At 44.5% G+C, this 13,909-nt stretch carries 15 protein-coding genes; 1 reads left to right on the top strand and 14 read right to left on the bottom strand.

Going from position 1 to position 13,909, the window contains the following annotated elements:
* Positions 1-48 precede the first annotated feature (48 nt).
* The 14 genes from ispG to trmJ all read right to left on the bottom strand — a co-directional run bounded on the left by ispG (position 49) and on the right by trmJ (position 12,811).
* Positions 49-1,170, bottom strand: a complete 1,122-nt coding sequence (gene ispG / locus AB4371_RS11310; RefSeq protein ID WP_009848294.1) for a flavodoxin-dependent (E)-4-hydroxy-3-methylbut-2-enyl-diphosphate synthase — start codon at positions 1,168-1,170, stop codon at positions 49-51.
* 7 nt (positions 1,171-1,177) lie between these two features.
* On the bottom strand, positions 1,178-2,134 hold the full coding sequence (rodZ, locus tag AB4371_RS11305; protein WP_017062515.1) for a cytoskeleton protein RodZ: 957 nt from the start codon (positions 2,132-2,134) through the stop codon (positions 1,178-1,180).
* A 440-nt stretch (positions 2,135-2,574) separates the two neighbouring features.
* Positions 2,575-3,717: a bifunctional tRNA (adenosine(37)-C2)-methyltransferase TrmG/ribosomal RNA large subunit methyltransferase RlmN gene (locus AB4371_RS11300; protein WP_372149739.1), complete on the bottom strand. Its 1,143-nt coding sequence runs from the start codon at positions 3,715-3,717 to the stop codon at positions 2,575-2,577.
* Between the two features lie 442 nt (positions 3,718-4,159).
* Entirely contained in the window at positions 4,160-4,594 is a 435-nt protein-coding gene (ndk, locus tag AB4371_RS11295) for a nucleoside-diphosphate kinase (RefSeq protein ID WP_016797173.1), read from the bottom strand.
* 106 nt (positions 4,595-4,700) lie between these two features.
* Entirely contained in the window at positions 4,701-5,996 is a 1,296-nt protein-coding gene (pepB, locus tag AB4371_RS11290; RefSeq protein WP_102333717.1) for an aminopeptidase PepB, read from the bottom strand.
* Between the two features lie 206 nt (positions 5,997-6,202).
* On the bottom strand, positions 6,203-6,403 hold the full coding sequence (gene iscX / locus AB4371_RS11285) for a Fe-S cluster assembly protein IscX (RefSeq protein WP_004740335.1): 201 nt from the start codon (positions 6,401-6,403) through the stop codon (positions 6,203-6,205).
* 134 nt (positions 6,404-6,537) lie between these two features.
* Complete coding sequence (gene fdx / locus AB4371_RS11280) at positions 6,538-6,876, bottom strand: ISC system 2Fe-2S type ferredoxin (RefSeq protein WP_010440525.1); 339 nt, start codon at positions 6,874-6,876, stop codon at positions 6,538-6,540.
* A 20-nt stretch (positions 6,877-6,896) separates the two neighbouring features.
* The gene (hscA, locus tag AB4371_RS11275; RefSeq protein ID WP_372135890.1) at positions 6,897-8,747 is read right to left on the bottom strand and encodes a Fe-S protein assembly chaperone HscA; all 1,851 of its coding nucleotides are present in this window, start codon (positions 8,745-8,747) and stop codon (positions 6,897-6,899) included.
* Between the two features lie 22 nt (positions 8,748-8,769).
* A complete protein-coding gene (hscB, locus tag AB4371_RS11270) occupies positions 8,770-9,285 on the bottom strand; it encodes a co-chaperone HscB (protein WP_010440522.1) in 516 nt (171 codons plus the stop codon).
* A gap of 84 nt (positions 9,286-9,369) precedes the next feature.
* Positions 9,370-9,693, bottom strand: a complete 324-nt coding sequence (iscA, locus tag AB4371_RS11265; RefSeq protein ID WP_010440519.1) for an iron-sulfur cluster assembly protein IscA — start codon at positions 9,691-9,693, stop codon at positions 9,370-9,372.
* A gap of 98 nt (positions 9,694-9,791) precedes the next feature.
* Positions 9,792-10,169 (bottom strand): Fe-S cluster assembly scaffold IscU, encoded by a 378-nt coding sequence (iscU, locus tag AB4371_RS11260; RefSeq protein WP_004735094.1) that lies wholly within the window; start codon positions 10,167-10,169, stop codon positions 9,792-9,794.
* 33 nt (positions 10,170-10,202) lie between these two features.
* Positions 10,203-11,417: an IscS subfamily cysteine desulfurase gene (locus AB4371_RS11255; protein ID WP_010440514.1), complete on the bottom strand. Its 1,215-nt coding sequence runs from the start codon at positions 11,415-11,417 to the stop codon at positions 10,203-10,205.
* Positions 11,418-11,444: 27 nt separating this feature from the next.
* Entirely contained in the window at positions 11,445-11,966 is a 522-nt protein-coding gene (iscR, locus tag AB4371_RS11250; RefSeq protein WP_010440512.1) for a Fe-S cluster assembly transcriptional regulator IscR, read from the bottom strand.
* Between the two features lie 116 nt (positions 11,967-12,082).
* The gene (trmJ, locus tag AB4371_RS11245; protein ID WP_017062835.1) at positions 12,083-12,811 is read right to left on the bottom strand and encodes a tRNA (cytosine(32)/uridine(32)-2'-O)-methyltransferase TrmJ; all 729 of its coding nucleotides are present in this window, start codon (positions 12,809-12,811) and stop codon (positions 12,083-12,085) included.
* A 181-nt stretch (positions 12,812-12,992) separates the two neighbouring features.
* Between trmJ and suhB the strand changes: the two genes are divergently transcribed.
* Entirely contained in the window at positions 12,993-13,796 is an 804-nt protein-coding gene (suhB, locus tag AB4371_RS11240) for an inositol-1-monophosphatase (protein ID WP_017062836.1), read from the top strand.
* Positions 13,797-13,909 lie beyond the last annotated feature (113 nt).

Here is a 13,909-nt window from a genome sequence, read left to right as displayed (position 1 = left end):
ACGACCAGGTGTTAGTGCGAATAGACAATCACACCCCATCGCGTTGTATTAATCTTCTAAGTTTTCTACATCAATGCGATTTGCTTTATCAAGCACTGACGCTTTTGCACGAATCTTAGCTTCAAGTTTGTCGACAAGGTCATCGTTGTCGAAGCGCTCTTTCTGACGCTTACCATCTTCGTAGAAGGCACTCTTACGTGCACTACCAGCTAAACCTAAGTGAGACACTTCAGCTTCACCAGGGCCGTTAACCACACAACCGATGATAGATACGTCCATTGGAGTGATCACGTCTTCTAGGCGCTCTTCAAGGGCATTAACGGTGTTAATAACATCGAACTCTTGACGAGAACAGCTCGGACACGCAATGAAGTTGATGCCACGCGAACGAATGCGCAAAGATTTAAGAATATCAAAGCCAACTTTGATCTCTTCAACCGGATCAGCCGCTAGCGATATACGCAGCGTATCGCCGATACCTTCAGAAAGAAGCATACCTAAACCTACCGCTGACTTCACAGAGCCTGCACGCGCACCACCCGCTTCGGTAATACCAAGGTGGAGAGGTTGATCAATCTGCTTAGCCAGCAAACGGTAAGAACCGACAGCAAGGAATACATCAGAAGCCTTCACGCTGACTTTGAATTGATCAAAGTTCAGACGGTCTAGGATATCTACATGACGCATTGCTGATTCAACAAGCGCTTCTGCTGTAGGTTCTGTGTATTTCTCTTGGATCTCTTTCTCAAGAGAACCGCCGTTAACACCAATACGAATCGGAATATTCATATCACGTGCACAATCAACAACTGAGCGGATACGGCTTTCGTTACCGATGTTACCTGGGTTGATACGCAGACAGTCAACGCCGTATTCCGCCACTTTAAGTGCGATACGGTAGTCGAAGTGAATATCAGCAACCAAAGGAACAGAGACCTGCTGCTTGATTAGCTTAAAGGCTTCAGCTGCATCCATAGTCGGTACAGATACGCGAACGATATCAGCGCCAACTTTTTCCAGAGCTCTAATTTGAGCAACGGTCGCGGCTACATCTGTTGTTCTTGTGTTGGTCATGGATTGCACAGCAATTGGTGCACCATCACCGATCGGCACATCACCCACATAAATACGGGTTGATTTGCGACGAATAATAGGAGATTCGTGTTGCATATTAACTCTAAGGTAAGGTTATTCTAGCTACTTTGCCTGAAGTATACCCAGAAAGGTCGACAGGTTCACTTGCAAATGTCATTGATACGCCTTCTGGCGCACCTAGAATCACTTTATATGGCGCAGTTCCTGATAGATTTAACGACTGACCTGCTTTTTTGATGCCAGTCGACAAGGTTTTACCCGTTGCATCTTTTACTTGGATCCAGCAATCAGCGGTGAACTGCATCACTAGTTCGTTAGCCACAGCTTCAGGAGCCGTGCTAGCTTCAACCGTTTCTGCATTCGCAGCAGCTTCAGCAGTTGGTTCAGTCTCTGTTGTTTGTTGTGCAGAAGTTTCGTCAGCTGGAGTAACAGCATCTGAACTTTCTTCCGCATCGCTTATCGCAGCAAGGCCTTCAGCACCTTCAACAACAGAAGCACCCGCTTCGTTTTGTTCAGCTTCAATCACTTCTAAAGAGGTGAATTCAGGGGCAAGTGATTCTTCTACCGCTAGCTCTTCTGAGCTTTCAGTATTCGCTAAAGATTGAGATAGGGTGTCTTGTTGTTGGTTCTGCCACCACCAAAGTGAGGAGATACCCGCAATGACCGCAAAAATACTCCAAGTCAGGATCATAATACGGCTGTTGTGCTTCTCGGTTTTGGTCTTACGAGAAAAGCTCAACATTTCTTGCTCTTGATGCTGAGCATCACCGGCATGATGCAGCGCACTCAATACGACTTTTTCGTCAAGATTGACGTATTTCGCGTATGAACGAATATAGCCACGCATAAACGTCGCCACTTGATCTGACTCGAATTGGTTTTCTTCAATTTGTTGGATCAGAGTAACGCGAAGTTTCAAGCGATCAGAAATCTGCTTTTGCGTTAAACCAAGAGATTCTCGTTTGTTCTTAAGCAGCGTTCCCGCTTCCAAAGCTGGAGCTACGTTTTCTTGCGCTTGTGTATCTTGTTCTGTGTTCATAGAGAGTGAACTTCTAAAGTATTATCGCAGGTTGAGGAGAGCGTTTTCTTATTGTCGTTTAAGCTCAATCTAACAACCCACGTTATGTGGAATTTTTCCTGCTATCTAAATCATCAACCCTTAAAGGCGAACATCATTCATTTATTATGGATGACCTTCTCAGGAAGCTAGTTTATCAAGTAGCCAACCTAAATAGACATATTGATGATCAGTAGCAAGCGAGCACTTAAATTAATTTAAGATTAGTTAATCATAAGCTAATGCCATTACAAGGCAAAAACACTTTAAACAAAATTTACCGTCAGCTCATGGTTTTGTCCAAAATTTGACGAAAAATGTAAGAAAGCGTGGGCAAGAAGTCCAAAAAATCAAAAACTGCACCCCAGAAAAGCAACAAGCCAGAAGTAAGACTTCTGGCTTGTTTAGGTTCTAATCGCGTTTTATAGCGCTTTTACTTCAATCACACCACCGGCAATCAAGTTCGCTTCAGAGGCTGCTTTAAGCATTTTAGTACGCTTGGTTCTATCAATCACATCACCGACTAACTGACCACACGCGGCATCAATATCATCACCACGAGTCTTACGAACGGTTACTGTGTAGTTGTATTCCATCAGCGTTTTTTGGAAGCGATCAATACGAGAGTTGCTTGGCTTCTTATAAGGCGACCCCGGGTAAGGGTTGAATGGAATCAAGTTGATCTTACAAGGCGTCTCTTTCATTAGCTCAGCAAGTTCACGTGCGTGGTCCATATCATCATTCACATGATCCAATAACACGTACTCAACCGTTACTTTACCGCGGTTAGCATTTGAAGATGCAATGTAACGACGAACAGATGCTAGGAAGTCTTGGATATCCCAACGGTCGTTGATCGGCATGATTTGGCTACGTAGTGCATCGTTTGGCGCATGTAGAGAAATAGCCAATGCGACATCGATGTTGTCTGTCATTTGGTCAAGGCCAGAAACAACACCAGAAGTTGATACGGTTACACGACGCTTAGACAGTGCGAAACCTAGATCATCAAGCATGATTTCTAATGATGGCATTAGGTTCTTCATGTTCAATAGAGGCTCGCCCATACCCATCATTACAACGTTAGTAATTGGACGACGACCGGTTTCTTTTTCTAGGCCGATTTCGCGAGATGCGCGCCAGATTTGGCCAACAATCTCTGAAACTTTTAGGTTACGGTTGAAGCCTTGTTGAGCTGTAGAACAGAACTTACATTCAAGTGCACAACCAACCTGTGAAGATACACATAGCGTCGCACGGTCACCATCTGGGATGTATACCGTTTCAACGTCTTGGTCGCCAACGCTCATCGCCCATTTAATTGTGCCATCTGAAGAGTGTTGAGCTTCAGAAACAACAGGTGCAACAATCTCACAGCGACGTTGAAGTTTCTCACGTAACTTTTTGTTGATGTTATTCATTTGTTCGAAGTCATCGACACCGAAGTGATAAATCCACTTCATCACTTGCTCTGCTCGAAACGCTTTCTCATTCAGTTCTTCTGTGAAAAATTTACGAAGACCTTTACGATCAAAATCGAGTAGATTGACTTTAGCTGTGGTCATGATGCCTCTCAATGACGGAACAATAATTAAGGGCGCGAATTGTACAGGCTTTACGCAACTTCAACAAGCATTGTAAAACCCTGTGTTTATTAAGACATTCAAACTTAAGCGATTAAAATTTGAACGATTGTATTTATCGGCCTGAGATTACCCAATTTAAACAAAGATTCCCGATTACACTCCTTCGTCCGCTTTCGGGAATGACGTAAATAATCACCAATTGCTCGATAATATTTACCACGAGATGGTTGCTCCAAAGTTCCCCGTCATTCCAGAACTGAGGAACGAAGTATCTGGAATCTCCAATAACAAAAACAGATTCCCGATTACGCTCCTTCGTCGCTTTCGAGAATGACGACTAAATTGATTATCGAGAGCGTAAAATCCACTTACAAAAAAGGCCTCACCGAGGTGAAGCCTTTAGAATAATTTGCAGTGCCGATTATTGAGCTGGGCGTGGGCAAATTTCAGATTCTGGGAAGAAGAATTCGATTTCACGAGCTGCAGACTCAGGGCTGTCGCTGCCGTGAACTGAGTTGTAACGCATGCTGATTGCGTAGTCAGCACGGATAGTACCGCATGCCGCTTCTTCTGGGTTTGTTTTACCCATAAGTTCACGGTAACGAGCGATAGCGTTTTCGCCTTCAAGCACTTGAACCATGATAGGACCAGAAGTCATAAACTCTTTAAGAGCTGGGAAGAACTCTTTGCCTTCATGTTCAGCGTAGAAGCCACTCGCTTGCTCTTCAGTAAGACGAACCATTTTAGCAGCAATAATTTCTAGGCCTGCTTTTTCGATACGGTGGTAGATTTCACCAACAAGGTTACGCTTAACTGCATCCGGCTTAACAATTGAGAACGTTCTTTCTAGAGCCATAGGGATTCCTTCACTTCATTTTTTTGTTATTAAATACTGAAATTACTGAGATCTTTCGATCTGAGCTTTATGAATGAGCGGCACAAAATACCGCTCACCCTTATTATTATTTTGCTTGGTCGATAAGAAGACGAGCCAGTGTGCGAACGCCCATACCCGTTGCGCCTGCCGCCCACTTGTCACTTGCTGACTTACGGTAAGTACCCGCGCAATCCATATGAATCCAACCTTTTTTGTAATCATCTACAAAGTAAGAAAGGAATGCCGCTGCTGTACTTGCACCCGGTGTGTAATCGCCTGTGCTGATGTTTGAAAGATCAGCAAAGTTTGAAGGCAACATACCACGGTGGAAATCAGCAAGAGGCAGTGGCCATAAGCCTTCTTTCTCTTGGTTTGCCGCTGTTAGCGCTTGGTGAGACAACTCATCATCGAAGCTTAATAGTGCGTGGTAGTCGTTACCTAATGCGTTTTTAGCCGCGCCTGTTAGCGTTGCACAGTCGATGATCAGCTCAGGGCTTTGTGCACTTGCGTACATCAGGCCATCAGCTAGCACTAAGCGACCTTCCGCATCAGTGTTCATGATCTCAACTGTTTTACCGTTTTTGTAGGTAATGATATCGCCAAGCTTCAATGCGCGACCAGAGATCATGTTCTCTGCGCAACATAGAATAAGCTTGATGCGCTTGTTAAGACCGCGTTCAATCGCAAGACCTAAACCACCAGTAATCGTTGCTGCGCCACCCATGTCAGCTTTCATCGCTGTCATGAATTGGCCTGGCTTGATACTGTAACCGCCCGAATCGAACGTAATACCTTTACCGACTAAACAGGCAAATACAGGTGCGTTTTCATCGCCTGTTGGGTTGAAGTCCAGTTGCAGCATTGCTGATGTACGCTCAGAGCCACGACCTACCGCGTAGATGCCTTCCCAACCTTCAGTTAGGAGATCTTTGTCTTTAACGATTTTTGCTTTTACTGTGCCCGCTGGCGCCACTGATTTGATGTATTCAGCAGCCATTGTCGCAAGTTGACGAGGTGCCACTTCTTCAGCCGTTTTGTTGATAATGTCACGCGTCCAATCAGTAGCACGGATGCGAGCTTCTAGCTCAGCTTGGTCGGCTTCTGAAAGTGCATCCCATTCCAATGCATTCTTTTTCTTTGGTCCACGGTAGCCTTGGTAGAAAGCCCAAACGCTTTCTAGATCCCAACCTTCACCACGAAGTGAAACGAATGCGATACCTTGTCCGTCAAGCGTACGACCCGCACGTTGAACTGCGCCTAGATCGTGGCCTTCACCAATGTGAATTGTCGCTCCCGCTTCTGAGAACGATAAAATAGCTCTTGCTCCCCACTGAGGCTGGGCAGCTTCTTGACTTAAAAATACTGACATCTGTGTAGACATGATTTCTCCTTGTCATGAACCACTGTGAGTGTGTGATTCTGATTATTTTTTATTAGCGCACTGATGTTAGCATTATGTAGGAGGAAAATGTCATTTTGATAAAAAAACGGACCATAAGGTCCGCTTTTTTTAGTAAGAATTGTTAACTTGGCTGCGTTTTATATTGGACTGATACCAACCCGCGACCAAATCATTAGACAAGAGGATTAATCCATCTCATCCATCCAGCACAAAATAATAGCCTCTAAGATTTTCTCATTCGAGTGGTTAGGCTCGTCGTCGAACTCTTCAAGGTCTAGCACCCATTGATGCAGATCGGTAAAACGTACCGTTTTAGGATCAGTATCAGGGTACAAATCACATAGCTCAATTGCGATATCTCGCGAATCAATCCACTTCAAGCTCATAACACTTCCTTATATTTATCAGCGACGCTTGGTCACCTTTATGATCTATATTCTAGGCCAGTTTTCTTAGTATGTTTGTCTAAGCAATAACTCTCTCAGTCATCGCTGTATTAGCCATGACTGAGAACAGGTTCTTAATGGTCTTCAGAAGCCAGGTTCAACGTGTACTTTGGAATCTCTACAACAAGATCCGTATCAGCCACTTTAGCTTGGCAACCCAAGCGAGATTCCATCTCTAAGCCCCATGCTTTATCTAGCATGTCGTCTTCTAGATCATCACTCTCTTCTAAAGAATCAAAACCTTCACGAATCACAACGTGACATGTTGTACATGCGCACGATTTCTCACATGCGTGTTCAATACCAATACCGGCCTTCAGTGCAACATCAAGAACCGTCTCACCAGTTTTTGCTTCTAAAACAGCGCCTTCTGGACATAGATCTTCGTGAGGTAAAACAATAATCTTTGGCATGTTTATCTATTCTCTAACTATTAAATATTATCGACTGACTGACCTGACAGTGCAGCACGAATTGATTTATCCATACGACGAGAAGCAAAGTCTTGGCTCGCTTTGTCGGTATTCTTAATTTCTAGTTCAATAGCATCAGCGTTGTCGCCATTACGCACTTCAATCAGTGCTTCAATCGCTTGAACAAGTTGTTGTTTGCCTTGCTCATCAAGTAGCTCGTCACCGTCGGCTTGCATTGCAGCGATAAGGCCTTCGATAACGCGATCCGCTTCTACGCGTTGCTCAGCAAGAGCACGCGCTTGCATGTCTTCTTTTGCAAACGTCATCGAATCTTTCAGCATGCTAGCCACTTCGTTGTCGCTTAGACCGTAAGAAGGCTTAACTTGGATTTCAGCTTGAACGCCAGTGCTCTTCTCCATTGCGGTAACCGATAGCAGGCCATCAGCATCCACTTGGTAAGTAACACGAATATGAGCAGCACCTGCAGTCATCGGCGGGATGCCTTTCAGAGCAAATCGAGCCAGTGAACGACAGTCATCAACCATCTCACGCTCGCCTTGCACGGTGTGTACTGTCATTGCAGTTTGACCGTCTTTGAACGTGGTAAACTCTTGTGCACGAGCAACTGGGATCGTGGTATTACGAGGGATGATCTTTTCGACTAAGCCACCCATGGTTTCGATACCCAGTGACAGAGGGATAACATCCAATAGCAGCATCTCAGAGTCAGGCTTGTTGCCAACTAAGATATCCGCTTGAATCGATGCGCCAATCGCAACCACTTCATCAGGGTTAATACTGGTTAATGGAGTACGACCAAAGAAGCCACCGACCATTTCACGAACAAGTAAGGTACGAGTTGAACCACCTACCATCACGACTTCTAGAACTTCATCCGCGTCAACTTCCGCATCTTTCAGTGCTCGGCGGCACGAAAGCAGCGTTTTCTTAACGAGCGGTTTGATGATCTCTTCGAACTCTTCACGAGTTAAAGAGCCAGACCAACCTAGTGCTTCAACATTAACGCTTTCAGCTTCAGATAAGCCAATCTTCGCTTCTGTTGCTGCGTCTAGAAGAATACGATTCTGTTCTGCTGTTAACTCTGATAAGCCCATTTGTTCTTGGAAATGATCCGCAACTAAATGGTCAAAGTCGTCACCGCCTAATGCAGAGTCACCACCTGTTGCTAAAACTTCGAAGACACCTTTCGATAGGCGTAGGATAGAGATATCAAACGTACCACCACCTAAGTCATAAACAGCAATTACCCCTTCTTTACCTGAATCCAGGCCGTAAGCAATCGCAGCTGCAGTCGGTTCATTAAGAAGACGTAACACGTGAAGACCAGCAAGTTGCGCCGCGTCTTTCGTACCAGCACGCTGTGCATCATCAAAGTAAGCAGGGACGGTAATAACAGCACCAGATAGCTCACCACCGAGTGTTGACTCAGCACGTTGACCGAGTGCACGAAGAATATCTGCAGATACTTGAATTGGGTTCTTATTTCCTTGCGCTGTGTTAATCACAGGCAGGCCATTATCACTTTCTTCAAACTGATATGGCAGAGATGGGTATCGCTGTTGAATATCTGACAGTGAACGACCGATTAATCGCTTAACTGAGATAATGGTATTTTTAGGATCAGTTTGTGCATTTACACGCGCTTCATCACCAGTGGTGTACGACTCTGACTGATAGTGAACAACGGAAGGGAGAATACTGCGACCTTGTTGATCAACAAGCGTGCTTGCCTCACCACTGCGCACTGACGCAACCAATGAGTTTGTTGTACCTAAATCAATACCCACTGCAAGCTTGTGCTGGTGAGGAGCGGCGCTTTGCCCTGGTTCTGCAATCTGAAGTAGTGCCATGGATGTGTCCTTGTTATACGAACTAGCCGATCAAACGATCTTCAACTAACTCGATTTCATTCTTTAATTTTGCAATAAACTTAAGCTTTCTTACTCGGTCTGCAGCTTCTAACCAAGCTTCGCTGTCGAGTTCTTGTTGGATAGCGCTTAATTGTTGTTTATACATTTTGCTAACCTTTCCTTCAAATGCAAACAAAGCATCTTCAGGATCAGAACTGTCGGCGATATCTTCCAGCTCTTCACGCAATTCCATTTGCTCCATCAGGAACATAGGATCTTGCATAGTCTGCTGCTCACCACGAATATCCTCACCATGTTGAACTAACAGGTATTCAGCGCGGCTGACTGGATTTTTCAACACCTGGTACGCATCATTGATTTGCGCAGCTTTTTGCACAGCCAGCAAGCGATCTCGCTCAGAAGCCGTGGCAAATTTATCAGGGTGGAATTGGCGTTGCAGATCTCTAAACTGAGAAGAAAGAAGGCTACCATCCAGTTGAAACTGAAGTGGTAGCCCAAATAATTCGAAATGATTCATGTAACGGTGGTCCTAAGTTTAGGCTCTTTACTTAGAGCCTAATTTTATTCTTCGCTCATTATAAACGCTCAACGATTGAGGCGTTTATACATTGAAGCTCTCACCACAACCACATTCGCCTTTCGCGTTAGGGTTGTTGAATTCAAAACCTTCGTTTAGGCCTTCTTTTACGTAATCAAGCTCAGTACCGTCTAGGTAAACTAGGCTCTTTGGATCAATGATGACCTTAACACCTGAATGCTCGAACACTTCGTCTTCTTCGTTGAGCTCGTCAACGAATTCCAGTACATACGCCATACCCGAACAGCCAGTAGTTTTTACCGCTAAGCGCAACCCGATACCTTTACCTCGGTTATCTAGGAAAGCTTGAACTCGGCTTGCTGCCGTATCTGTCATGGTGATGGCCATACTACAACCTTGTGTTTTATATAAATTGAGAACTCAGGGGGAGCACAAAGGGTGCTCCCAAATATTACTTTTTTGAAGTGATTACGTTGTAGAAACGATTAGTGCTTCTTTTTGTAATCCGCAACCGCTGCTTTGATTGCATCTTCAGCAAGAATTGAACAGTGAACTTTCACTGGTGGCAACTCTAGCTCTTCTGCGATTTCAGAGTTTTTAATAGCAGCTGCTTCATCAATACTTTTACCTTTAACCCACTCAGTGACTAGTGAGCTAGAAGCGATTGCGCTACCGCAACCGTAAGTCTTGAATTTTGCGTCTTCAATAATACCTTCTGCAGATACTTTGATTTGCAGTTTCATTACGTCACCACAAGCTGGTGCGCCAACCATGCCGCTACCTACACTTGGATCTTCTTTATCAAACGAACCTACGTTACGTGGGTTTTCGTAGTGATCAATTACTTTTTCGCTATATGCCATGATAGTTACCTCGAATCCTCTATTTCCGTGAGATTAGTGATGAGCCCACTCAACAGTGTTCAAATCAATCCCTTCTTTATACATATCCCATAGAGGAGACATGTCGCGTAATTTATTTACTGCTACACGGATTTGTGCAATCGCGTAGTCGATTTCTTCTTCCGTAGTGAAACGGCCGAATGAAAAACGTACTGAGCTGTGTGCCAGTTCATCGTTTAAGCCAAGAGCGCGTAAAACGTATGAAGGCTCAAGACTCGCTGATGTACATGCAGAACCTGATGATACCGCTAAGTCTTTTAAAGACATAAGCAGAGATTCACCTTCAACGAAAGCAAAGCTCACGTTTAGGTTATGTGGTACACGTTGATCTAAGTCGCCATTTACCGTTACTGCTTCTAGATCTTGAACCCCTTTCAATAGACGCTCGCGAAGTGCTAGTGCGTGGTCATAATCTTTCTGCATGTCTTGTTTAGCGACAGCAAAAGCTTCACCCATACCCACGATTTGGTGAGTAGCAAGCGTACCAGAACGGAAACCACGTTCGTGACCTCCACCGTGCATCTGTGCTTCAAGACGAATACGTGGCTTACGACGAACGTACAAAGCACCAATGCCTTTAGGGCCGTATGCTTTGTGTGCAGAAAGAGAGATAAGGTCAACTTTCATCTCTTTTACATCTAGTGGGATTTTACCCGCAGACTGAGCCGCATCAACGTGGAAGATGATCTTGCGTGAACGACATAATTCGCCGATTGCAGAGATATCTTGGATTACACCAATCTCGTTGTTTACGTGCATGATAGAAACAAGAACCGTATCTTCACGCATTGCTGCTTGTAGCTTGTCTAAATCAATGATGCCGTTTGCTTCAGGCTCAAGGTAAGTCACCTCAAAACCTTCACGCTCTAGTTGGCGACATGGATCAAGAACCGCTTTATGTTCTGTTTTACACGTGATTACGTGCTTACCTTTCTTCTCGTAAAAGTGCGCTGCACCTTTGATAGCAAGGTTGTCTGACTCTGTAGCACCTGACGTGAAAACAATCTCACGTGGGTCTGCATTTAGTAGATCGGCAATTTGCTCACGAGCATTATCTACTGATTCTTCTGCCTGCCAGCCGTAACGGTGTGAACGAGATGCAGGGTTACCGAAGTTACCGTCCATCGTCATGCACTGAACCATTTTTTCAGCAACACGTGGATCGACTGGGCATGTAGCTGAATAGTCAAAGTAAATAGGCAGTTTCATTTTCTACTCCAATGTAAAAACTGACCGCTAAGAGCGGGCATTAACACCGTGAGGTGCTGCACTAATCGTTGTAGTGCTCGTATTTTTATGTGCAAAACCATTATTAACCGCAAGATCGATATCTTGACGATCAGAAATCTCTAAAACTTCGTTATCTTTCATTAGCTCACCGAGCGTAATGTCATTTAAGAAGCTGCTGATTCGGGAGCTTAAATCACGCCAAAGAGTGTGAGTTAAACAACGACTACCACCTTGGCAATCTGCTCGACCGTGACACTTAGTTGCATCAACTGATTCGTCTACTGCAGCAATTACAGTTCCGACAGCGATGTCGCTCGCTTCAGCACCTAAACGGTAACCACCGCCAGGACCACGAACACTAGCAACTAAGCCAGCTTTACGTAACTTAGAAAATAGCTGTTCTAAGTAAGATAATGAGATGCCCTGTCGCTCTGAAATATCAGCCAGAGGAACTGGGCTTTTTTGCGAATGCAGTGCTACATCTAGCATAGCTGTTACCGCATATCTTCCTTTAGATGTAAGTTTCATATCACACCGAATCCACATTGTTTATGTGGTTGGAATCTTCCCATACCCGACTAAATTGGTCAAGTATTTAGTTGACTATTTTAGTCAGGTATTCACCCTTAGGGTTTGTACGGGTTTTATTTGTCGTTTTTGCTCTTCTCAATTGAAGTCAAAATGCCGCGTAGAGTGTTGATCTCTTGCAACTCTGGACGAGCTCGACTGAACAGACGACGTAGTTTATTCATCACCTGACCTGGCTTATCCTTAGAGATAAATTGGGTATCAATGATCACTTTTTCAAGGTGCTCATAGAACATTTCTAGTTCTTCGTGACGAGGGTACTCATCTTGTTGCTGTGGCTGATATTGGCTAGCGACCATATCAAGGTGAGCTACACGCACTTCGTAGCTCAGAGTCTGCACTGCCATTGCTAGGTTTAGCGAGCTGTATTCAGGGTTAGCTGGGATACATACATGGAAGTGGCACTTCTGAAGCTCATCGTTAGTCAAGCCAGTACGTTCACGGCCGAACACTAATGCGACTGGGTGCTTTTGACCTTCAATCGCAAACTTTTGTCCACACTCACGAGGCTCAAGCATTGGCCATTCAAGCGTACGTGAACGTGCACTCGAACCAACCACCAAACCACAGTCTTTTACGGCTTCGTCTAATGTAGAAACGATGGTCGCGTTTTCTGCGATGTCACCTGCACCCGCAGCCAGTGCTAAGGTCTGCTCGTCAACTTCACATTGAGGGTCTACAAGAACTAATTGACTCAAACCCATCACTTTCATTGCGCGAGCTGCTGATCCGATATTTCCCGAATGAGACGTACCAACCAGAACGACTTTTACATTGTCTAACATGCTATATGACACCACTTTAAAAATAATCGCGAGATATTAACACATAGCAAAGTAAAATGGTCAGACCCTTCGCGTAATGTGAAACCAAGAGTTCAAAAAATAACCACTTCCCTTTTGGTAAAACTTTGGTATACTCGCCGCCGCTTTAAATTGTTCTTTAACATCTTGTGGGAAAAACCATATGCATCCAATGCTAAACATTGCGATACGCGCTGCGCGTAAAGCTGGCAACCATATTGCTAAATCTCTAGAAACAACTGATAAGATCGAATCGTCTCTAAAAGGTAACAACGATTACGTTACTAACATTGCTCAAGAAGCTGAGTACATGATCATTGAGACAATCAAAGCATCTTACCCAGAGCACAGCATTATTTCTGAAGAGAAAGGCCTGACTGAAGGTAAAGACTCTGATGTACAATGGATCGTTGACCCACTGGATGGCACCAACAACTTTGTAAAAGGTTTCCCTCACTTCTCTGTATCTATCGCTGTTCGCATGAACGGTCGTACAGAAGTTGCTTGTGTTTATGACCCAATGCTAAACGAGCTATTCACAGCTCAACGTGGCGCTGGCGCTCAACTTAACAACGCTCGTATGCGTGTTACTCAACTAAAAGACCTTCAAGGTACTGTTCTAGCGACTGGTTTCCCATTCAAGCAAAAACAACACTCTGAATCTTTCATGAAGATCATCTCTGGTCTATTCATCGACTGTGCTGATTTCCGTCGTACAGGTTCTCCTGCTCTTGACCTATGTTACCTAGCAGCTGGCCGTGTTGATGGTTACCTAGAACTTGGCCTTAAGCCATGGGATCTAGCAGCTGGCGATCTAATCGCTCGTGAAGCTGGTGCTATCATGACTGACTTTGCTGGCGGTACTGATTACATGACTTCTGGTAATGTTGTTGCTTCAAGCGCACGTGGTGTTAAGTCTATTCTTAAGCACGTTCGTGAGAACGCTAACGAAGGTATGCTGAAGTAATTCAGACCTTACGTTAACGCTCCCTATTTTAAGGGCGCATAAAAATTCCAAAGCCTCGCTATATAGCTATAGCGAGGCTTTTTTGTATCTGCGATACGAGATACGAGATACGA

This window comes from Vibrio sp. 10N.261.51.A3, from assembly GCF_041471965.1.
GTDB lineage: Bacteria > Pseudomonadota > Gammaproteobacteria > Enterobacterales > Vibrionaceae > Vibrio > Vibrio crassostreae_C.
The sequence above is the reverse complement of the archived record's forward strand: the minus strand, read 5'-3'. Positions and strand labels throughout refer to the sequence as shown.